The 21,523-nt window shown below is 61.8% G+C and carries 17 protein-coding genes, 1 tRNA gene and 1 pseudogene; 12 read left to right on the plus strand and 7 right to left on the minus strand.

Translation table 11 applies throughout. From position 1 onward, the window contains the following. The 5 genes from VB618_RS11165 to VB618_RS11185 all read right to left on the minus strand — a co-directional run bounded on the left by VB618_RS11165 (window position 1) and on the right by VB618_RS11185 (window position 9,139). Window positions 1-1,020: a PD-(D/E)XK motif protein gene (locus VB618_RS11165; RefSeq protein ID WP_329796719.1), complete on the minus strand. Its 1,020-nt coding sequence runs from the start codon at window positions 1,018-1,020 to the stop codon at window positions 1-3. Beyond that, window positions 1,004-3,829 (minus strand): Z1 domain-containing protein, encoded by a 2,826-nt coding sequence (locus VB618_RS11170; protein ID WP_329796720.1) that lies wholly within the window; start codon window positions 3,827-3,829, stop codon window positions 1,004-1,006. The genes VB618_RS11165 and VB618_RS11170 overlap by 17 nt, the downstream gene beginning before the upstream one ends. A gap of 43 nt (window positions 3,830-3,872) precedes the next feature. Beyond that, window positions 3,873-5,384, minus strand: a complete 1,512-nt coding sequence (mzaB, locus tag VB618_RS11175) for an MZA anti-phage system associated ATPase MzaB (protein WP_329796721.1) — start codon at window positions 5,382-5,384, stop codon at window positions 3,873-3,875. After that, window positions 5,381-7,612, minus strand: coding sequence for a sigma-70 family RNA polymerase sigma factor (locus VB618_RS11180; protein ID WP_329796722.1), 2,232 nt, complete (start codon window positions 7,610-7,612; stop codon window positions 5,381-5,383). The genes mzaB and VB618_RS11180 overlap by 4 nt, the downstream gene beginning before the upstream one ends. Window positions 7,613-9,063: 1,451 nt before the next feature. After that, window positions 9,064-9,139, minus strand: a tRNA-Ala gene (locus tag VB618_RS11185). 183 nt (window positions 9,140-9,322) lie between these two features. On the opposite strand from VB618_RS11185, the gene VB618_RS11190 reads away from it, so the two are divergent. The 3 genes and pseudogenes from VB618_RS11190 to folD all read left to right on the plus strand — a co-directional run bounded on the left by VB618_RS11190 (window position 9,323) and on the right by folD (window position 10,820). Then, the gene (locus VB618_RS11190; RefSeq protein WP_329796723.1) at window positions 9,323-9,622 is read left to right on the plus strand and encodes a YggT family protein; all 300 of its coding nucleotides are present in this window, start codon (window positions 9,323-9,325) and stop codon (window positions 9,620-9,622) included. A gap of 12 nt (window positions 9,623-9,634) precedes the next feature. After that, window positions 9,635-9,921: pseudogene (locus VB618_RS11195) on the plus strand (DUF167 family protein). Next, entirely contained in the window at window positions 9,918-10,820 is a 903-nt protein-coding gene (folD, locus tag VB618_RS11200; RefSeq protein ID WP_329796724.1) for a bifunctional methylenetetrahydrofolate dehydrogenase/methenyltetrahydrofolate cyclohydrolase FolD, read from the plus strand. Before VB618_RS11195 ends, folD begins: the two are co-directional and overlap by 4 nt. Here folD and VB618_RS11205 read toward each other — a convergent pair whose 3' ends face one another. Together VB618_RS11205 and VB618_RS11210 are read right to left on the minus strand one after the other, a co-directional pair. Then, the gene (locus VB618_RS11205) at window positions 10,821-11,489 is read right to left on the minus strand and encodes a hypothetical protein (RefSeq protein ID WP_329796725.1); all 669 of its coding nucleotides are present in this window, start codon (window positions 11,487-11,489) and stop codon (window positions 10,821-10,823) included. It abuts the gene before it with no gap. A 125-nt stretch (window positions 11,490-11,614) separates the two neighbouring features. Further along, on the minus strand, window positions 11,615-12,502 hold the full coding sequence (locus VB618_RS11210) for a LysR substrate-binding domain-containing protein (RefSeq protein WP_329796726.1): 888 nt from the start codon (window positions 12,500-12,502) through the stop codon (window positions 11,615-11,617). Window positions 12,503-12,703: 201 nt separating this feature from the next. Between VB618_RS11210 and sdhC the strand changes: the two genes are divergently transcribed. The 9 genes from sdhC (at window position 12,704) to sucC (ending at window position 21,507) form a co-directional block, all read left to right on the plus strand. After that, a complete protein-coding gene (gene sdhC / locus VB618_RS11215) occupies window positions 12,704-13,099 on the plus strand; it encodes a succinate dehydrogenase, cytochrome b556 subunit (RefSeq protein ID WP_329796727.1) in 396 nt (131 codons plus the stop codon). A gap of 12 nt (window positions 13,100-13,111) precedes the next feature. Further along, window positions 13,112-13,531, plus strand: coding sequence for a succinate dehydrogenase, hydrophobic membrane anchor protein (sdhD, locus tag VB618_RS11220; protein ID WP_329796728.1), 420 nt, complete (start codon window positions 13,112-13,114; stop codon window positions 13,529-13,531). An 11-nt stretch (window positions 13,532-13,542) separates the two neighbouring features. Continuing rightward, window positions 13,543-15,366, plus strand: a complete 1,824-nt coding sequence (sdhA, locus tag VB618_RS11225) for a succinate dehydrogenase flavoprotein subunit (RefSeq protein ID WP_329796729.1) — start codon at window positions 13,543-13,545, stop codon at window positions 15,364-15,366. A 16-nt stretch (window positions 15,367-15,382) separates the two neighbouring features. Then, window positions 15,383-16,165, plus strand: a complete 783-nt coding sequence (locus tag VB618_RS11230; RefSeq protein ID WP_329796730.1) for a succinate dehydrogenase iron-sulfur subunit — start codon at window positions 15,383-15,385, stop codon at window positions 16,163-16,165. Between the two features lie 184 nt (window positions 16,166-16,349). After that, window positions 16,350-16,937, plus strand: coding sequence for an AprI/Inh family metalloprotease inhibitor (locus VB618_RS11235; protein WP_329796731.1), 588 nt, complete (start codon window positions 16,350-16,352; stop codon window positions 16,935-16,937). 239 nt (window positions 16,938-17,176) lie between these two features. After that, window positions 17,177-18,376, plus strand: coding sequence for a cell division protein ZapE (gene zapE / locus VB618_RS11240; RefSeq protein WP_329796732.1), 1,200 nt, complete (start codon window positions 17,177-17,179; stop codon window positions 18,374-18,376). Next, window positions 18,373-19,002 carry a TetR/AcrR family transcriptional regulator gene (locus VB618_RS11245; RefSeq protein ID WP_329796733.1) on the plus strand — a complete coding sequence of 210 codons (630 nt, stop codon included), beginning with the start codon at window positions 18,373-18,375 and terminating at the stop codon, window positions 19,000-19,002. Before zapE ends, VB618_RS11245 begins: the two co-directional genes overlap by 4 nt. Window positions 19,003-19,237: 235 nt before the next feature. Beyond that, window positions 19,238-20,200 (plus strand): malate dehydrogenase, encoded by a 963-nt coding sequence (gene mdh, locus VB618_RS11250; protein WP_329796734.1) that lies wholly within the window; start codon window positions 19,238-19,240, stop codon window positions 20,198-20,200. A 110-nt stretch (window positions 20,201-20,310) separates the two neighbouring features. Next, the gene (gene sucC / locus VB618_RS11255; RefSeq protein WP_329796735.1) at window positions 20,311-21,507 is read left to right on the plus strand and encodes an ADP-forming succinate--CoA ligase subunit beta; all 1,197 of its coding nucleotides are present in this window, start codon (window positions 20,311-20,313) and stop codon (window positions 21,505-21,507) included. The last annotated feature ends 16 nt before the right edge of the window (window positions 21,508-21,523 follow it).

Genomic DNA, 21,523 nt, shown 5'->3' on the forward strand with positions numbered 1-21,523 from the left:
TCAGATTACTCCCAGCTGGGTCAGAGCCTGTCCGAACGTCACACGCTCGATACGCAACAGATCAAGATCAAGGTCATAGTGGGCTCGCCGGATTTCGGCAGCTGTACTGCTGCGGGTGAGCCTCGGAAACGCGCCACTCACTGGGAAGAGCAGGACATCGGCAACTGCAAAGCGCCGTGTGTAACGGTCGGCAAATGAGTCGGCGTAGCCGGCTCGCATCAGCCGGATCGTGAACGAATCCGCTGCTGCAATTTCTCCGCACAGTTCCGATCTGACGCGGGACACGTAATCAGGCAGTGTCGCACCAGACCCTTGAAGCGACAGGCGGACGCCAGCCAGAAACAGAGGCTGGCGGAAGGCATCATCCAGCTGCTCAAGAGAGCTGATCCCTGCGGGGAAGCCCGTCTGCGCCACGGTCGATTTTACCTCGATGGCCCCTGCGCCCAGATAGAAGTCCTGGACGCCATCAAGCGGACCTTGCCAAGCTTCGACAACAGCATTCGGAGACAGGCCCGCCTTCAGCAGCTCGAGGAGGGCAACCAGTTCTCCACAGAGGCCGGTTTCAGCCTCAGAGCTGAGCAACTCCGCGCCGCCCCGCTGCATGAAGTCCTGCCAAGCCCGGATTCTGGCGAGCAGGATTTGAAGCAGCCTCTCATCATTCTGTCCGGCATTAGCCGCGAGCAGGCCTGCGATGTCCTCCACCATCATCGTGAACAGGTCGAGACTGGCTGCTCCGCGGCGTGAAAGCGAGATCCAGTTCCCAGTCATGCCGGATGAGCTGAACTTGACCGGCTCGACAGCAAAGCCTCTTCCCTGCGGGAGCTGCTCCATGGGCGGAATTCGGACTGTGTCAAAGCCGACGAGGATTGCCTCCTCGTTGGCGGGAAAGCGTCGCGCTGCGAGCAGTTTGGCCCGGCCAAGCGAGGCGAGTGGAATGGTCCGCCACCCGTCGCCGGTTCCACCACCCGCGAGCGCCCGCCATGCCGCGCCAAGGTCTTCCCCTCTACTCTGCGGAGCCATATTCGCTCTCCCAGAGGACGTTATTGACCTTGTATCTGACCTTGTGGCCGCTGCCGCTGCCCGGGAAGCTGATTCCGAAAGCGACTACCGGCGGAGTGTCCGGCGGGAAGCCGACGTCTGCGCTCTGCGGATCAAGCACATAAAGCAGCAGAAGACCTCGCTCCGGATGACCTTTCAGGCCCGGGCCTCCAAAGCCGCGGACCCTCCGGATTGCAGGACCATTCGGCACATCCGGCTCATCTCCGCTCTGCAGGCGGGCCGGGTCCAGTCGCGAAGCCTCCCGGGTCGCAGCAAGTGCAGCGGCCCACTCGGCCTCGTCGAGATCAATAGCCTCATCGCGTGGCGACAGCAGCCGCCCAATGGAGTAACGATCTCCGTCCTTGGACTTCTGCTGTCGCTTGAGCATTTGAATCGAAATATCCGCAGTTATTTCAGAAGGCTGGCCCTGTCCGCCCCCGATCAGCGCAACCGTCCAGTGAGTTAGTTCGCCCTGCGCGGACATCGACTGAATGAACTCGGCAAGCAGGGGGCTGTTGACCTTATACGCGTCGGAGTGGGTCCGGTATCTGAGAAGGAAGTCGGTCACGTCCGCTGCTGCAACGTTCTCCCACAGAAAACCTTGCCATGTCTGTTTCACACCACTGCGGATGCGTTCCGGATTGACCTCGTTGGGATCCCCTAACCTAGTCACCAGCTGCCGAAGAGCATCGCGGTTCTGTTCCAAAACCTTGGAGTTGCGGTGGAGAGCCACAGTCTCAACGAGGCTCCCGCTGAAGGAAAGCATCAGGTCCTTGGCGGCGCGCATCTTGAGACGGGATGTAACCAGCAGGACCGGGTGCGACTGTACCTTGAGTCCATACTCTCTTGGAGTTGCGCCGTTCGCCGCCATCAGATCGAACTCCTCCCGCAGCTCCTCTGCGGCATCGGCGATGTGACCAAACCAGTCGCGCAGCTCAGCGGTCGTATAAAGACGGCAAAGATCCAAGTAGCTAGGCCGATAGCCGAACCAGCGGCCCATTTGCATGAGTGTGTCGTACATGCGGGAGGCCCGCAGGAAATAACTGACGCACAGTCCCTCAAGCGTCAGTCCACGGGCAAGTTTGTCACCGCCAATGGCAATAACCTTGAGTCCGTTCGCTCCTCGGTCTGCGTAGTCGAGAGCGTCCTTGGCGGTTCCGTTAATCATACGGACTTCGATATCGGAGATCACATCAGGAAGGACCTCTACGATCTGTCCCCATGTCTCCTCACCAAGCGCCGCCAGCTCAGGATGCTCCTCAGAGATCCGCGCAGTAGCAACCCTGAAGTCCTTTTCCCAGAGCACCTTCAGGCGTGCCAGAACCTGCTCGTCATCAATGCGGCGGGTCAGCCGCTGGCGCAGCAGCCGTATATACTCCTGAACCTGCTGGTGGACCTTCGCCTGCACCACATTGAAGCGCGTGACATGCACTAGCATGGACGCATGATCGCTTCCCTGTCCGCGCAGATGACGGATCGCGCAGGTCAGCAGAAAGGCGGAGACTGCCTCTTCCAGCGACGGAGGCAGCGCATCCCGGCCATCGTACAGCGGATGATGTCCGTTTCTGTGCCCGTGGGGCATCCAGCCGCCGGTTCCATCTGCCGTGGTGTAGTCATCGACGGTCCTTACTAGTGGAAGCCCACCTTCACGACCATTGGGTGTGTTGAGTCCAAAGACCTTTGCCGGACCAATATAGTTGGAAGGGGCCGCGAGATTGATGATGAAGCTGGCAGGGAAGAGGTCCGGCCCCTCGTCACGTGTCTCGCCACGCTCATGGATGAAAATGTTGGCGAAGGGGGTTGCCGTATATCCGACATAGGCGGAGCGTGCGAAAGAATGCATGATCCGTCGTATCAGCCGATTGATGGCGGTGGGCTCATGTTCGTCATCAGGCTTGCCGTCCTCGCCGAAGAGCTGTTCTCCGGTGTCAACTGACGCATGATCCGCCTCATCATCGATCAGCAACAGTGGAAGATTTGTGACAATCTTTCTTCCGGTTGCAGCATCATGGCTGTTGGCTACATGATTCCTGATCCAGCGGTACAGACGGTCGAGAACGGTTTTGTTCTTCTTGATCACAAACAGCCATGGCCGCTGCTCGGGAGTGATGCCAAGATTGCGTGCGTTCCTGATGCTGAAATCGCCCGAGTTCGAGCGATTTGTGGCATAGTTCGGCCTGATCAGCGGATCCCCGTCAATCTCACCGACACCGATGATCTTGAGGTCCTCGGAATTGGGGTGAGTTTCGTAGCCAAGGAAGCCTTCATCGAGGCGGATCTGGGTCTGAGACCTGAGATTGTTGTGCAAGCCGGCCAAGACTATGATGATCTTGTAGCCGGCATCAGCCGCTTTGCAGATCAGCCCTGTGTAATTTCCTGTCTTGCCGGACTGCACATGACCCACAACCAGCCCACGCCGATCCCAGCTCCCGTCTCGATTCGGGTCTTCGAGCAGATCGAGAACAGCGTCGGTCGAGACGTCAAGAGCCTCAACTGCGCGGTAGGAGAGCTTTCTCTCAAGCCACTCACGATAGCGTTGCCAGTATCGCCAGTCCCGCTTCCGTGCTGCGTTCAGCCAAGGAACGTGACCGGCGTCGCTCTTCAGCGTTGAATCAAGGCCGATCCACAGGCTGAATCGCCGGATCAGCTCGTCGGTGACAGCCTCCCGGTCGAGGTCGGCACCCCATTTTGGCTGCATCCGGAGGACCAGATCGATCTTCTCCGAAATAAGGCCGGGGCCGATGGCCGACTTGTCCTCCTCGTCAAGAAGCAGCTCCTGAACAAACTTCACGACCCTCTGCTGTGTGTCACCTGCGCCAAAGGCCATTCCTGGGCTACTCCACTTTACTGAGCTGATCCGGAAGTGCAGCGACAAGATCCGGATAGTTATGAAACGGTTCGGTCTGCAGTAGCTGCTGCCGCGCATAGGCTGGCGACAGTCCCTTTCTGCGGACGAGATTTCTGAACATCACTTCGAGAACAGAACTGACCTCGCCGGGAGGATCGCCGGAGAAGCCTGTGCGGGGCGTTTCCTTCGCTTCCGCCGTGTCGAGCCAGATCCGCTGGACTGGGAGCGTCTCCTCGACAACGCGCAGCATCGCCCGAATGGTTGGAGCCAGATCGCCCGCGTCGTCCAGTACGGCCTTCACGGCCGGATGGAGCTCGTCGATGCGATAGCGCATGCCGCCCTTGAAGTGCTCAACCCGCCAGGCCTGTACGAGAGGTTGGCCGTCCCGCGCGCGTATGGCTCGGCCTCTGTGGGCGAAGACCCGCCGTGCCCGTTCCCTAGTGTCCTCCGCGAGCCGGGTCAACCGTTCCCGTATGGCGACGGGCGGCCGGGCTGTTGATTTACGGATATCGATCTTCCAGTCGGCATCCGCTGAATTTGGAATGTCCAGCCTGATCCGCGCCAGCCGGTGAGCCTCCTCCTTGGTCCAGGATCGGCCCTGTCCCAGTCCCAGCCAGCTGCCCGCCACCAGAAGACGCTCGTTCCTGTACACATAGAAGCCCTGCTGGGCTGTCCAGCCGTCCGGTCCGGCAGCTGAGTCATGCTCCTGCTGAGACAGGCGGTCCTTGTGGGGCAGGACGTGGCATTGAACCTCGATGGCCCCGACAGAGGTCGGGAGCGTCTCGACCGGCGAGGACCAAGTGGCGGAGTGGCCGCTGAGGAACGGATCCCAGGGAGCGACGTCCCGGCCGTTGATGCGGAGCCGTAGTCGCGGCCGCGGCCCGCCGAGATAGCGGTGGAATACCATGGCTAGGTGGCGCTCCACCCGGTCGATGAGGTTGAGGAAGTCCTGCTCGGTTGATCCGGGCGTCACAAGTCGGTCGAGCTGCTCCCAGAGCACCATAGTGCCGTGGGCGCTTTCGGTCAGATGGTCCACGAATCTTTCGGAGCCGGGCGCTGGTCCCTCAAGAAGATACCAGCCGTCATCCGGGCTGGCGGCAAGCACATCGAGATCCCAGCGGAGGCACTCTATCAAGCTGCCGGTACGCCGGCTCGCGACTGTCAGACGGCGGCACTGGGAGAATGAGGCAGTCTTCAGGCCGAGGCCGAAACGGCCGAGATCGTGCGCGGCTCGGTCGTCGAGTGGGCTTCTCTCTCCCAGCCGCATTGCGCGATCCAGCTCAGCCTCATTCATTCCATGGCCATTGTCACGGATTGTTACGCGGCTTGCCCGACTGGACCAGTCAAACTGCAGATCAACCTGGTCAGCTCCCGCGGCGATGCTGTTGTCGATCAGATCGGCAAGCGCAGTTCCGGCCGAGTAGCCGAGGCCCCGCAGCGCCTCGATCATTGCGCCTGCCCTGGGTGGCGCATGCCGCGCTTTGGAGATGGGTGTCATGGCTCGAGAAAGTCCCTGAGCAGTTTGGCTCTCACCGGATGTGCAAGTTTCTTGAGCGCCTTCGCCTCGATCTGGCGGATGCGTTCGCGTGTCACCGAGAACTGCTGACCGACCTCCTCGAGCGTGTGGTCGTCAGGCAGGTTCAGCCCCATGCGCATGCGAAGTACACGTTCAGCACGCGGCTCGAGATACAGCAGCATCTGCGTGAGAACGAACCGGAGGCTACGGTTTATGGCAATCTCCAAGGGAGGCGGACCGTGCCTGTATTCTGTCTGTCTGTCGATCTTCTGCAGTTCCTCCGCATCCGACAGATCATCCAGATTGACCATGTCCGCGTTGAGCATGATCATTCTTTTCACCTTCGCGAGAGGCAGGGCCAGAATTTCTGCCAGCTCATCCGGACGGGGTTCACAACCTGTCTCCTTAATGAGCGCATCTCTGGTACGGAGCAGCTTGTTCACTGCCTCGAACATGTGAACTGGCAGACGGATGGTGTGCGCGTTGTCTGCAATGAACCGGTGGATCGCCTGCTTGACCCACCACATCGCATAGGATGAGAATTTGTTGCCGCGTCTGTAATCGAACAGTTCCAGCGCACGCATGAGGCCGAGGTTCCCCTCCTGAATTACATCAGTGAGGGGAAGGTTGCGCCGATTGTGCCGTCTGGCCTGCCAGACTACAAGCTTCAGGTGCGCTCGAAGAATCCTTTCACGAGCACTCCGGGCTCTTGCAACGGCACTAAGAAAATCACGTGCTGCGCCATCGCGTCCGCTCCGGTTTGCGGCATCCGCGAGATGCTCAATGCTCCTCCAAGTCAGACCAAGACCGGTGATTTCAGCCTGTAGTTCCTGCTGCAGGCGGTTGAAAGCATCGGGTCTGCTAGCGGTCAGACGTTGCCTCAGCGTGCGTACTGCCTGCGTGCGACGGATAAATGTGTCCCGGCCCGTGCTTCCCGTATTGGTCTTGGCGGCATCACTAGACTCTGAGGGAACATCAGGGCTGTCAATGTCTTCGGCAGTCAGCTCCTCCCCTTCATCATCGGGATCATCGTCACCGGCGAGGTTCACGGCCCATTGCAGTGGCAGCTGCCCTGTTTCAACCTTTGCCGCCAATGAGACAAGTTCATCGAGCAGGAAAGGGCAGGAGGCGATCGCACGGTTCGCCTCATTCAGGCTCCGCTCCAATGTCAGGAACAGCGCGGTTTCCTTCTCGGCAGGCAGGGCGCAACCGGTGCCGACCTCGCGCAGGTACTGATTGAGTGGATCGCATCGTGCTGGATCGAGATCCTCAAAGAACGTGAAGGCCTGATCAAGGATCTCATCAGGTTCTTCATGACCGCCCCCATCGCTTGATGGCGTGATCTGATCGTGTTGATCCTCGACCCACTCATCAACGGCAACTCTGAGGTCGTCCAGAACAATCTGCAGCCGTGCTGCAAGGTCCTCATCCATGAGGCCGGTTTCAGGATCAGTGACCGCAGCCCAGAATCCCTCGACTGGAATGCTGCCTTGATCCAGTCCCACGCTGATAAGAAATCTGATCGCCGAGCGGGTCGCTGTGTAGGCAGGGTCCTGAAGCCGCCGTTCCTTTCTCACCTCCGGGAGACTGATCTCTATGTCAGACCAATCTTCATCCGTATCGACAGGCGCATGGACTGTAATGAGTGTCTGAGTGTCCCGAGCGGCCTTCAGTACCAGCGGGTCGTGATCAGGCGCGGGTGCGTCCTCCTCCGCTTCCCACCCCGAGAGATCTAACTCATCCTCATCAACCGGTGGCTCTGATCTAATGACCGGTTCAACTGGTTCAGATTTGGGTTCCTCCGCCACGGAAGCCGCATCGTCTGATGCTTCTGGTCGAATGACCAAGGCAGGCGGCTCGTAACGGGGTTCCTCTAGGATGACTGCGGCTTCCTCTGGCAGGTCCTTCTGACCTGAAAGGTAGTCGAGAAGCAGCAGCTCGGTATCGCGATGCCGGTTAGCCTGTGCCGCCTTCAGCGGGTCCTGCCCGGTTACGTCGGAAAGAAAGGGATCGGCACCTGCGTCGAGCAGCAGCCGGCAGATGGCTGTATGCCCCCGAGCCGCGGCCAAGAGAAGGGGGGACCGCCCCTTCTCGTCTTGAGCGTTTACATCAGTTCCCTTCCGGATGTGGAGGCGGACAGCAGTCTCGATGCCGGCCGCAATGGACATCTTGAAAAGAGGGCTGAGTCTGCGCCTCAGCTGAGCCGTCATCCCATGCATCGCAAATCTAGAAGACGGAGCTGAAGAGAGGTCTGGAGTCAGGAGTCCAAGTCTGTTCTACGGACCGATTGAGAATTTGACCGGGCGCGGAAATGCCAAGATCTATCGCAGAGACCTGCAGCCAAATCAGTACAGTGTGTTCTCCGCGCAAACGTCGGAAAATGTTAATCAGCCCCCATGACGTTATATTCACAGCTGCTCCACCCCCAAGGAGCAAAAAACCTGCTTCCCAGCAAACGTGTCAGAAAGACGGTATTTTGGTGCCAAGCTAGCGAAGCTGTGAACATTCTAGCAAGGAGATAATTGTCGCGCCGCATCATACATGGGTTGGGGTTGCTTTTGCGCACCACAAAGGTCGTCTGACAGGATTACATATGGCTGCCGCATGGAATAATGTTTCTAATGACTAATCTGTGCCTGAGTAGACGCTGTTGCGTTTGTGAGAGCCGCTGATGGATCAGTGCTCTAGAATTTAAGAAACTGCCGACAGCAACCCACCGCACCGGAATGGATAGGCGGGTGGTACTTCAGCACTCATCGAGCGACGACGGTTGCTTGCCACCCTGTCGCCGTCCTCACAACCGACGCTAGGAGCCTAATGCGTTTATGGCTCGACGGGGCTACACGGAAGTGCTACACAGGTCATCAGTGAACGCGACCTAAGTATCTGAAACTACGTGTTTTTTCTTACTAAGGTGACAATCCTCTCCTGAGCACCATTCCATTGCCTAGTGCAGTCCCGCCGACATGCCAGCCCGCATTGGAGGGCCACGCTGTGAAGTGCATCGCAGTAGAGATTGTTCTCAGCAGCTCAAGTAGGTTCTCCAGTTCTGTGGAGCACTAATGTGTGATGAAATCCGCGTCCGGCTTTGCGTGGCAGCAACAGGCCGCCATTAAGCGAGCGGAGTCTTCGATGTCCTTGAGGCTCAGCAGCTCACAGGGCGTATGCATGTAGCGCAGCGGCAACCAAGGAGCTTGTGGTCATGCGGCCCCGGTTTAGCTACGTATCGGCGGCCATTCCAACTCGCCACTCGCAGGTTCTGCATGTCCGAGGACGACCAGTAACAGCCAATACAGTCCGTAACAAAATGTGGGGCAAGGTGAGGGGTGCGCACCCGTATTTGCACTAAAAACACTTCAATTTCAATTGCTTAGCAGTGAAGAGTGGCGGAGAGGGGGAGATTCGAACTCCCGATACAGTTGCCCGTATGCCGCATTTCGAGTGCGGAGCATTCAACGATGCAAACCAGTCTCTGCATTCAATTAGTGAGTTGCCCGGAAAGCAAATGAAGACCGCCTGAGACGCAGGCGTTTTTCGGGCGCAGGGCGGCAGGTTTCTCGTGAGGTTTGACGTCTCTATAGACTGACTAGGCTAGATAACCCTTTGAGAATTACACCTAAATCTGGTATTCACCACATGTATATAGGAAAAAATGACTAGGTGGTGGAGCTGAGGGGAATCGAACCCCTGACCTCTGCAGTGCGATTGCAGCGCTCTCCCATCTGAGCTACAGCCCCGGTCGATTGAATCGAGCCAAGAGGCGCAAGTTTTAGGCCCGCCGGCTTTGGTCTGTCAATCGGCCGGAGGGAGGGCTTTCAGACCTCCTGGAGCGGGAAGTGGCTGTCTTGTGAAGCTGTTATGGGTTGTTCAGCCCCGCTTCAGTTGTTACATGAGCAACGCCGATCCCTGATAGGTTTCTCATGCGCGCTTTGATCTCCGTAATCCAGTTGGCCTTGCAATTTTATACCTATCTCCTCATCGCCTCTGCGATCCTGAGTTGGTTGGTGGCCTTCAATGTCGTCAATATACGCAATAATCTAGTGCGCTCGATTTGGACGTTTCTGGATGCCGTAACCGAACCGGCTTTGCGTCCAATTCGGAAACTCCTGCCTAATCTCGGGGGCGTAGACATTTCACCTATCATCCTGATCTTGATCATCATTTTTGCTCAGCAGCTGCTTGAGAACGCAAAGTACTATCTTCCTCCAGGGGCTCTTTAAGAAGGTTCAGCCTTGCCCTGGCGCATCCGCTCTGAGGGCCTCGAGGTCCGGTTTCGCGTGACGCCCCGGGGCGGGCGGGATGCCATCGACGGCATCGAGACGCTGTCGGACGGCCGGCCGGTGCTGAAGGTCCGGGTGAGGGCGTCCGGCGTCTGCTCGCCAAGGCCTTGAGGCTCCCGGCCTCGGCGGTGAGCCTGGAGGCGGGCGCCACCGCCCGACTGAAAACCTTTGTGATTTCGGGCGAGGTGGAAGCGTTAGCCGAAGCCCTTGCCGCCGTGACAGGACGAGAGAGCCCATGAGCGCCACGATCATCGACGGAAAAGCCTACGCCGAAGGCCTGCGCTCCCGCATTGCCGGGGCTGTGAGGACCTTGGGCCAGCAGGACGTAATCCCGGGGCTTGCCGTGGTGATCGTCGGCGAGGATCCGGCGAGCCAACTCTATGTGAAGAACAAGGCGCGACAGACCGTCGAGGTGGGCATGCGCTCCTTCGAGCATGTGCTTCCCGCCTCCACGGGCGAGGCGGAGCTTCTCGATCTTGTCGCCCGGCTCAATGCCGATCCGGCGGTGGATGGCATCCTCGTGCAGCTGCCGCTGCCGAAGCAGATCAACGCCCAGAAGGTCATCGAGGCCATCGATCCGACGAAGGACGTGGACGGGTTCCACCCGATCAATGCGGGCCGGCTCATGACTGGCGTGCCGGGCCTCGTCTCCTGCACGCCCTTAGGGTGCCTGCTGCTGGTGCAGTCGGTGCGCCGGGATCTCGCCGGGCTCAACGCGGTGGTAGTCGGGCGCTCCAACATCGTCGGCAAGCCCATGGCGCAACTGCTGATCGCCCAGAGCTGCACGGTGACGGTGGCCCATTCGAAGACCCGCGATCTTCGGCAAGCCTGCCGTAGCGCAGACATTCTCGTGGCTGCGGTTGGCCGGCCCGAGATGGTGCGCGGCGATTGGATCAAGCCTGGCGCCATCGTGATCGATGTGGGCATCAACCGGGTGCCGAATCCGGCTGCCGGCGAGGGCAAGACCAAGGTGGTGGGCGATGTGGCTTATGCGGAAGCGGCCGAAGTCGCTTCCGCCATCACGCCGGTGCCGGGCGGCGTCGGCCCGATGACCATCGGGTGCCTGCTGCGCAACACGCTGGAGGCCGCGTGCCTCCGGCGCGGGCTCACGATGCCGGAGGTAGATTTCGCCGCCTGATCAGTTCGCCGCGAAGCAGTAGAACAGACCCGCGCCGCCGGTGCCGCGCAGGGCGTCCTGGCTGCAGCCGCCCCGCGTCGCGTGCGACGAGTTCCAGGACTTGGCCGGCGGCGACTCGTCGAGGCCCATGCGGTCGTGGTGTCCCGTCATGGCGGCGCCCTCGGTGCCGCTCTTCGTCCAGTTGCCGCAGGTCATGTCTTGATTGCCCGCAAACGCCGTGCCGTCGGGTTGCGATCCGGTGAGGATGTCGTGCTGGTTCGGCTGATCGCCACGACCCTTCACCAACTCGCCCTTCTCGGTCAGCGCCGTCTGCTTGGTGATGTTGTTGTTCGCGCCGTGCAGGTCCGCCACGTCCTTGGCGATCACGGTGCCCTTGGCATTCTGCCAGGGTCCGCGGCCGATGCGGTCCTTCGCATTGACGCCGTTCGCGCCTTGGGTCGAGAGATAGGCGCGCCACATCTTGCCGCGAACGCCGGCGGCTTCGGCCAGGGTTTCGCAATGCCGGTCCGCGCCGTCGAGGCCGCCGAGATCGGCGCCCTTGCCTGATCCGATGCTGGTGACGAAGAAGGTGGTGTCGGCTGAGGCCGTCTGCGCCTGGGCGATGCCCGGAGAGGCCAGGGTCAGAAGGCCGATGAGGGCCACGAGGGATATGCCGTCCGTTCCACGCATTGTTTCCTCCAAAGGGATTGAAGTCCCCGGTCAGAATGACAGTTCTGCGCTGAGAGTCATTCCCTCCTCACGCTGATGTGAGGACCGAGGTCCGGCCATTTTTTGCCGCTCACATGTCGCCTGCCTCAGGCGCCTTTGCGCAAATGCTCCACCAGCTGACGCGCCGAGGCCGGCAACTCCTTCAGAGAGCGGATGCATAAGGTGAGGTCGCGGGCAGCCCAGTGATCTTCCAGGTCGACCGTTCCAATCGCCATGGTGCGGGCGGCGCGGTGCGCGGTGGTCTCAGGTACGATGCCGAGGCCCACGCCCGCCTCGACCATGCGGCAGACGGCATCGAAGCTGCGTAGCTGAACGCGCAAGCGAATGGGCTTGCCGGTGCGGCTGGCTTTGCCGGCGAGGAAGCGCTGGAGGGCGCTGGCCCGGTCGAGGCCGACAAAATCGTGCTCCAGCACCTCGGTGAAGGAGATGCCCGGCCGGGCGGCGAGGACGTGATCGTGCGGCACCACCAGCACGAAGCGGTCGCTGCGAAAAGGATAGGTCTCCAACTGTCCGGTCTCCACGGTGCCGGCCACGATGCCGATGTCGCCGACGCCCTCGGCGATCAGCCCGACGATCTCGTCGCTGAGGCGCTCCTCCAGGTCGATGGAGACCTGGGGGTGCCCGGCGAGAAAGGCGCTGAGCGCCTCGGGCAGGAACTCGGTCAGGGCATTGGTGTTGGAGAGGATCCGGATCTGGCCCGTCAGGCCGCCGGTATAGGAGCCCAGATCCTCCCGCAGGCGCTCGACCCCTGCCAGCAGGGTACGGGAATGCTGGAGCAGGGTCCGGCCGGCCGGTGTCGGGGTCACGCCGGCCCGAGTGCGCAGGAGGAGGGCAGCCCCGAGGGACTTTTCCATGTTGCGGATGCGGGTGCTGGCAGCCGCGAGCGCCAGATTGGCCCGCTCGGCCCCATGGGTGATGCTCCCGGCCTCCACCACATGGCGGAAGAGGCTTAAGTCAGTCAGGTCAAATTGCATAGGTTCCCTTCGTGGTTCGCGAAGGCAGATAAGAATTATTAAAGATTGCACTCTATGGGCGCTTGGGCAATCTTCGCGGCTGACGAAGTGTGCGCCTCTGTAGCTGGATTGGGCGGAAGGCGCATTGCGGTGCCGCCGCGCTTCTTATACGAACCGTTCTAAACGACGCGCGACCCTCGTCGCCGATCAGGAGTGAACACCATGGCTGAGGCGAAAGTGGCCCCGAGGCCCCTGTCCCCGCATCTGCAGATTTACCGGTGGAGCTGGACGATGGCGATGTCCGTCGTCCACCGCATCACCGGCGTTGCGCTTTATGGCGGCATCGCGCTCTTCGCCATCTGGCTCGTGGCCTTGGCCTCCGGCCCCTCGGCTTTCGACGCGGTGCAATGGTTCTTCGGCTCACCTGTCGGATACCTGATCCTGTTCGGCTACACCTGGATCCTCATGCACCACATGCTCGGCGGCGTACGCCACCTCGTGTGGGATTTCGGCCATGGCATGGAAGCGGCTCAGCGCATCAACATGGCCCGCTTCACCCTTGTCGGCTCGGTCGCGCTCACGCTGGCGATCTGGGTCGTGGCCTTCATCGCGTTCTAAGGAGACCGGAAAATGGCCGACAACAGGGCTGACACACGCGTTTCCATGCGCACCCCGCTCGCCCGCGTGAAGGGCCTCGGCGCCTCCGGGCATGGCGTCGAGCATTGGTGGCTCCACCGCATGACGGCGGTGTCGAACGTGCCTCTCATCATCGCCTTCGTGATCATCGTGGCGGCGCTCGCGGCCTCGCCTTCTTATCAGGAGGCGATTGGCATCATCTCGCACCCGCTGGTGGCGATTATCCTGATCCTCGCGGTGATCTCGGTGACGAACCACATGCGGCTCGGCATGCAGATCGTCATCGAGGATTACGTGCACGACAAGGGCCTGAAGATCATGGCCGTGATCGCGAACAATTTTTATGCCGTGATCATCGCAGTCGCCTGCCTCTACGCCATTCTCAAGGTCAGCCTCGGCCGCATCCTGGTTTAAGGACAACAAACATGGCTCAAGCAACGAACGGCGCAGCCATCAACGGCAAGGCCTACACCATCATCGACCACACCTTCGACGTGGTGGTCGTGGGCGCGGGCGGCGCGGGGCTTCGCGCCACCGTCGGCTGTAGCCAAGCCGGCCTTCGCACCGCCTGCATCACCAAGGTGTTCCCCACCCGCTCGCACACGGTGGCGGCGCAGGGCGGCATCTCGGCCTCGCTCGGCAATATGGGCCCGGACGACTGGCGCTGGCACATGTACGATACCGTGAAGGGCTCGGACTGGCTCGGCGACCAGGATGCCATCGAGTATCTCGTGCGCAACGCGCCCGCGGCCGTTTACGAGCTGGAGCACTGGGGCGTGCCGTTCTCGCGCACAGCCGAGGGCAAGATCTATCAGCGCCCCTTCGGCGGCATGACCACCGAGTTCGGCAAGGGTACAGCCCAGCGCACGTGTGCCGCCGCCGACCGCACGGGCCATGCGATCCTGCATACGCTGTACGGTCAGGCGGTGCGTAACCAGACCAACTTCTTCATCGAGTATTTCGCCCTCGACCTGATGATGGATTCCGATGGCCGCTGCATCGGCGTCGTGGCGCTGAACCAGTCCACCGGCGAGATCCACCGCTTCCGCGCCCACATGACGATTCTCGCCACGGGCGGCTACGGACGTGCGTACTTCTCGGCGACTTCGGCGCATACCTGCACGGGCGACGGCAACGCCATGGTGCTGCGCGCCGGCCTGCCGCTGCAGGACATGGAGTTCGTGCAGTTCCACCCGACCGGCATCTACGGCTCGGGCTGCCTCATCACCGAGGGCGCGCGCGGCGAGGGCGGGTACCTCACCAACTCGGAAGGCGAGCGCTTCATGGAGCGCTATGCGCCCTCCGCCAAGGACCTTGCCTCCCGTGACGTGGTCTCGCGCGCCATGACCATGGAGATCCGCGCCGGCCGCGGCGTAGGCAAGAACAAGGACCACATCTATCTCCACCTCGACCATCTCGACCCGAAGATCCTGCACGAGCGCCTGCCCGGCATCTCGGAGAGCGCCAAGATCTTCGCGGGCGTCGATGTCACCAAGGAGCCGATCCCGGTCCTGCCGACCGTGCATTACAACATGGGCGGCATCCCGACGAACTATCACGGCGAAGTGCTGACACTCAAAAACGGCAACCCGGACACGGTGGTGCCGGGCCTGATGGCGCTCGGCGAAGCGGCCTGCGTGTCGGTGCACGGCGCCAATCGGCTGGGCTCGAACTCGCTCATCGACCTCGTGGTGTTCGGCCGTGCGGCCGGCCTGCGCTGCGCCGAGATCCTGGAGCCGAACGCCCGCCATGCGGACCTGCCGAAGAGCGCCGACGCGCTCGCGCTCTCGCGCCTCGACAAGTTCCGCTATGCCAACGGCTCGACCTCGACCGCGGAGCTTCGCCTCCAGATGCAGAAGACCATGCAGAACAACTGCGCGGTGTTCCGCACCGGCGAGGTTTTGGAGGAGGGCCGTCAGCTCATCCACCAGGTCTGGAACGCAGCCGCCGACGTCAAGGTCACGGACCGTTCGCTGATCTGGAACACCGACCTCCTCGAGACGCTGGAGTTCGACAACCTGATCGGACAGGCGGTCGTCACCATGGAGGGCGCGGCCAACCGTCAGGAATCCCGCGGCGCACATGCCCGCGAGGACTTCTCCGAGCGCGACGACAAGAACTGGATGAAGCACACGCTGGCGTGGCTCGACGACACCTCCCACAAGGTGACCCTCGATTACCGCCCGGTGCACACCTACACCATGTCGAACGACATTCAGTACATCGAGCCGAAGGCTCGCGTGTACTAAGGAAGACGGAAAAACGATGGCTCAGTTCACGCTTCCCAAGAACTCCCAGTACACTGAAGGCAAGACCTGGCCGAAGCCGGCCAATGGGGCGAACCTTCAGGCATTCCGCATCTACCGCTGGAACCCGGACGACGGCGCCAATCCGCGCATCGACACCTATTATGTCGACCGCGACGATTGCGGCCCGATGGTTCTCGACGCGCTGCTGTGGATCAAGAACAACGTCGATTCCACGCTGGTCTTCCGCCGCTCCTGCCGCGAGGGCATCTGCGGCTCCTGCGCCATGAACATCATGGGCGGCAACACGCTGGCCTGCACGCTCGGCATCGATGATTGCGGCTCTGACACCATCAAGATCTATCCGCTGCCGCATATGCCGGTGCTGAAGGATCTGGTGCCGGACCTCACGAGCTTCTTCGCCCAGCACGCGGCCATCGAGCCCTGGCTGCAGACGCAGACGGCGGAGCCCGAGACCGAATGGCGCCAGACTCCCGAGGAGCGTTCCAAGCTCGACGGCCTCTACGAGTGCATTCTCTGCGCCTGCTGCACCACCTCGTGCCCGAGCTACTGGTGGAACGGCGACCGGTTCCTCGGCCCCGCGGCCCTGCTCCAGGCCTATCGCTGGCTCATCGACAGCCGCGACGAATCCACGGGCGAGCGCCTCGACAACCTGCATGATCCGTTCCGGCTCTACCGCTGCCACACGATCATGAACTGCGCCAATACCTGCCCCAAGGGCCTGAATCCGGCAAAGGCCATCGCCGAGATCAAGAAGATGATGATTGCCCGCGCGGTCTGAGGCGTCCTTGGTGACACCTCCTGGCAACACTTTGATCAAAAGGCGCCTTTGGCGCCTTTTTTTATGGTTTGCGATCCCATATGTCGAAGCCGGAACAATGTTGTCCTAGGTTCATATTCCTCCTGATAGCCTAAGCCGAAGATCAAGCCGTCCCTGAAAGACAGCCCCGCACAAGAGGACCACGATGAAGACTTACCACTGTCTCGCGACGGCCGTGATGTGCTCCGCTCTGGCTCTCGGAGCGTGCTCCTCGACCCGTCTTGGCGGTCCGCCAGTCCGAAGCGCGAACGCAGCCCCGATTGTCGAGGCGCCTCCGGTTGAGGCGGTTCCGTCCGGGCCGGTCGAAGCCACGCCGCTGCCTCCGGTGGCCGGTGCGCCGCTCGCCACCGACCCCATGGCACCCCCGGCCGGAGGCACCGACATCGCCGGCCTGCCGCCCGCCCCACCGCCACCGACCGTGGCAGTGCTTACGCCTACAGCAGCCCCGGCGCCGTCGAGCCGCACTGCGATGGTCGGCAACTGGAGCGCCCAGACCTCCGGCGGCAGCTGCCGCATCCAGCTCTCAAGCTCGCCGGCGCTCGACCTCTACCGGGCCTCGGCCACGGGCTGCTCCAACCAGGACCTGTCCCGCGTCAATGCCTGGGACTATCGCGACGGCGAGGTTTATCTCTACCAGACCGGCGGTGCGGTCGCGGCGCGCCTGCGCGGCTCGTCGGCTTCGCTGAGCGGCGTTCTGTCCAAGTCGGGCGCTCCGCTGTCGCTTGCGCGCTGACGAACAGGCAGCAAGAGCCGACTGGCCTTTAGTGAGCCAACCTCCGCCGTCATGGCCGGGCTTGTCCCGGCCATCCCGATGATGTGAAGCGCCGCGCTTTTCCAATCGAGATCACCGGCACAAGGCCGGTGATGACAGAGAGAGTAGAGTTCTGGCCAGGCTGGGAGATAGGCTGTCTTTCAAAGCAACTTGCCTCAAGACGTTTGCGCTCAACGCTCCGGAGCGCTATCGATCATCCCGTGAACGATACCTCCTTCTCCTCGCCTCACTCCCTCACGGCCCGCTACAACGCCCTCGTCGCATCGGGCGCCATCGAGCGCGATCCGGCGCAGGTGGCGCTGCTCAAGCGGCTGGAGGCGCTGGCGGAAAGCCTCGCCAGCCACCGCCTCGCCCGGAAACCCAGCGCACTCGGCTGGCTCTTCGGCAAGAAGAGCAAGGATCACGCGCCGCCGAAGGGCCTCTATGTCTGGGGCTCGGTCGGGCGCGGCAAGACCATGCTGATGGACCTGTTCTTCGAGGCGCTGCCCGTGCGGCGCAAGCGGCGGGTCCATTTCCATGCCTTCCTGTCTGACGTGCATGAGCGCATCCACGTCTATCGGCAGAAGCTCAAAAGCGGTGAGGTCTCAGGCGACGATCCCATCGCGCCCGTGGCGGCGGCGCTGGCTGAGGAAGCCTGGGTGCTCTGCTTCGACGAGTTCACCGTCACCGACATCGCCGATGCGATGATCCTCGGGCGCCTGTTCACCGCGCTCTTCGCTCATGGCGTCGTGGTGGTGGCGACCTCCAACGTGGAGCCGGACCGGCTCTACGAGGGCGGCCTCAACCGCTCGCTCTTCCTGCCCTTCATCGGGCTCCTGCAGGAGCGAATGGCGGTGGTGAAGCTCGAATCCCGCACCGATTTCCGCCTCGAAAAACTCGCCGGCTCTCCGGTCTTTTACACGCCGGCCGACGAGCACTCCCGCGCGGCCATGACCCGCGCCTTCAGGAGCCTCACGGGCCGCGAGCACGGCAAGCCCGTGACGCTGACCGTGAAGGGCCATCCGGTCGAGGTGCCGCAGGCGGCGGGCGGCGTGGCGCGTTTCTCCTTCGAGGATCTGTGCGCGAAGCCTTTGGGAGCTGCCGATTACCTCACTGTGGCCGAGGAGTTCCATACGGTCATCCTGGAGAACATCCCCAAGATGAATGTCGAGCAGCGTAACGAGGCCAAGCGCTTCATCATGCTCATCGACGCCTTCTACGATGCCCGCGTGAAACTTCTGGCCTCGGCTGAAGCCGAGGTGCCCGAGCTCTACCATGCGGATTCCGGCCGCGAGGCCTTCGAGTTCGACCGCACGGTCTCGCGTCTCATCGAGATGCGCTCCGAGGAATACCTGTCCCTGCCGCATGGCCGCTCGGATTCGGCGGATCGCGGTCACTCGACCGGGCTCGCCGAGACATGAAGCGGCCGGCCGGCAGCCTGGGGAACGGGACGGACTCCGCTCCGGCCGACACCCGGCTCCTCGCTATTGCTGCCGATCAGCTGAAGGAATTCGGCCCTAAGCACATCACCGTCGTCGGCATTGCCGATGCGGCCGGCATGACCCACGCCAATGTCTACCGCTACTTCACCAACAAGGCGGCGCTCATCGATGCGGTGGCCGGCCAATGGCTGCGGGAGATGGAGGCGACGATTGCCGATATCGCGGATTCCCCCGATCCCGCCGACGACAAGCTCGAGCGCCTGATCCAGGCTTGGGCGCGGGTTCACCGGGACCTCCTGAAAGAGGATCGCCACCTCTTCGATGTCTATTGCACGGCCACCGAGACCTCGCGCCCCCTGGTCCGCAAGCACAGGGCCCGCATGCGACAGTTGATCGAGCGGGTGCTGGACGAGGGCATCGTGACGGGTAAGTTCGACCCTCGGGACCGGGAGAAGGCCCATGCTTTCATCAGCGATGCGGTCTACCGCTTCATCAATCCGCTGACCGTGCGCCTCGACGCCGAGGTGCCGCAGGACATCCTCGACCAGCGCCTCGCCACCATGATCCGTGTGGTGCTGAGGGCCTTGGCGAATGGCAGTGTGTAGCGTCAGTTACAAACTTTGAAAATTGTAACAGGAAAATTCCAGTAGGCTCAAATTAGCAAGTTACTGTAAATACGAAGTATTTCCTGCTTGTTAAGCTTGAGAACACTTTTCCGGGGTCTCAAAGCTTGGCCTGTTAACCTTTTGATCGCTTGATGGCTGCCCATTTCTGGTGTCATACAGCGCCACCTCAAAAAGGCTCATGCCAGCAATCCAAGGCAAAACCCAAGGACACACTATGGCCCGGAAAAAGATCGCGCTCATCGGTGCAGGCCAGATCGGCGGTACGCTCGCCCATCTCGTCGGCTTGAAGGAACTCGGCGACGTCATTCTCTTCGACATCGCGGAAGGCATCCCCCAGGGCAAAGGTCTCGATATTGCGGAATCCGCGCCGGTCGACGGGTTTGACGCCAAGTACAACGGTGCGAACGACTACGCCGATATTGCAGGCGCTGACGTGATCATCGTGACCGCCGGCGTGCCGCGCAAGCCCGGCATGAGCCGCGACGACCTCATCGGCATCAACCTGAAGGTCATGGAAGCGGTCGGCAACGGCATCAAGCAATATGCCCCGAACGCCTTCGTCATCTGCATCACCAACCCGCTCGACGCCATGGTGTGGGCGCTCCAGAAGTTCTCCGGAATCCGCCCCGAGAAGATCGTCGGCATGGCCGGCGTGCTGGACTCGGCCCGCTTCCGCCACTTCCTGGCCGAGGAGTTCAACGTGTCGGTCGAGGACGTGACCGCCTTCGTGCTCGGCGGCCACGGCGACGACATGGTGCCGCTGGTGCGCTACTCCACCGTCGCCGGCGTTCCGCTGCCCGATCTCGTGAAGATGGGCTGGACCACCCAGGAGAAGCTCGACGCCATGGTCGAGCGCACCCGTAAAGGGGGCGGCGAGATCGTCAACCTGCTCAAGACCGGCTCTGCCTTCTATGCGCCGGCGGCTTCCGCCATCGCCATGGCCGAGAGCTACCTCAAGGACAAGAAGCGCGTCCTGCCCTGCGCGGCCTATCTCAACGGCCAGTACGGCGTGAAGGACATGTTCGTGGGCGTTCCGATCGTGATCGGCGAGAACGGCGTCGAGCGCATCGTCGAGGTCGAGTTCTCCGGCGAAGAGAAGGCCATGTTCGAGAAGTCGGTGGCTTCCGTGCAGGGTCTCGTCGACGCCTGCAAGCAGATCAATTCGGCTTTGGCTTAACCCATTCGCGTCATGACCGCACTTGTTGCGGCCATCCACGTCTTAAACCGCCACGTCGCAACAGACGTGGATGCCCGGGCCAAGCCCGGGCATGACGGAGAGGAAAACACATGAATATCCATGAATATCAAGGCAAGGCGGTCCTGAAGGAGTTCGGCCTGCCCGTCTCCAATGGCGTTGCCATCTTCTCCGCCGACGAGGCGGAAGCCGCTGCCAAGCAGCTCGGCGGCCCGCTCTGGGTCGTGAAGTCCCAGATCCATGCGGGCGGGCGCGGCAAGGGCAAGTTCAAGGAAGCCGACGCCGGCGAGAAGGGCGGCGTGCGCCTCGCCAAGTCCGTCGATGAGGTGAAGCAGTTCGCTAAAGAGATGCTCGGCAAGACGCTGGTCACGATCCAGACCGGTGAGGCCGGCAAGCAGGTCAACCGCCTGTATATCGAGGACGGCTCCGACATCGAGAAGGAGTTCTACCTCTCCATGCTCGTCGACCGCGAGACCGGCCGCGTGGCCTTCGTCGTCTCGACCGAAGGCGGCATGGACATCGAGCAGGTCGCCCACGACACCCCTGAGAAGATCCTGACCTTCTCGATCGACCCCGCGACCGGTGCGATGCCGCATCACGGCCGCACCGTCGCCAAGGCGCTCGGCCTGACCGGCCCGCTCGCCAAGGAAGCCGAGGACGTGGTTGCAAAGCTCTACCGGGCCTTCATCGCGAAGGACATGGAGATGCTCGAGATCAACCCGCTCATCGTCACCAAGGACGGGCACCTCAAGTGCCTCGACGCCAAGATCTCCTTCGACGGCAATGCCCTCTACCGTCACCCTGACGTGGTGCAGCTTCGCGACATCACGGAGGAGGACGAGAAGGAAATCGAGGCCTCCAAGTACGACCTCGCCTATATCGCGCTGGACGGCACCATCGGGTGCATGGTCAACGGCGCGGGCCTTGCCATGGCGACGCTGGACATCATCAAACTCTACGGCGAGGAGCCGGCGAACTTTTTGGACGTCGGCGGCGGCGCCTCGGAAGAAAAGGTGACGGCGGCGTTCAAGATCATCACGGCCGACCCGAACGTGAAGGGCATCCTGGTCAACATCTTCGGCGGCATCATGAAGTGCGACGTCATCGCCCGCGGCGTGATCGCCGCGGTGAAGACGGTCGGCCTGCAGGTTCCGCTGGTGGTGCGCCTCGAGGGCACCAACGTGGAAGAGGGCAAGCAGATCATCCGCGAGTCCGGCCTCAACGTGATCCCGGCGGACGACCTCGACGACGCCGCCCAGAAGATCGTGAACGCGGTTCGCAAGGCTTAAGGTTCAAAGCGGCATA

Source organism: Microvirga sp. CF3062, assembly GCF_036314045.1.
In the GTDB taxonomy this organism is placed as follows: domain Bacteria; phylum Pseudomonadota; class Alphaproteobacteria; order Rhizobiales; family Beijerinckiaceae; genus Microvirga.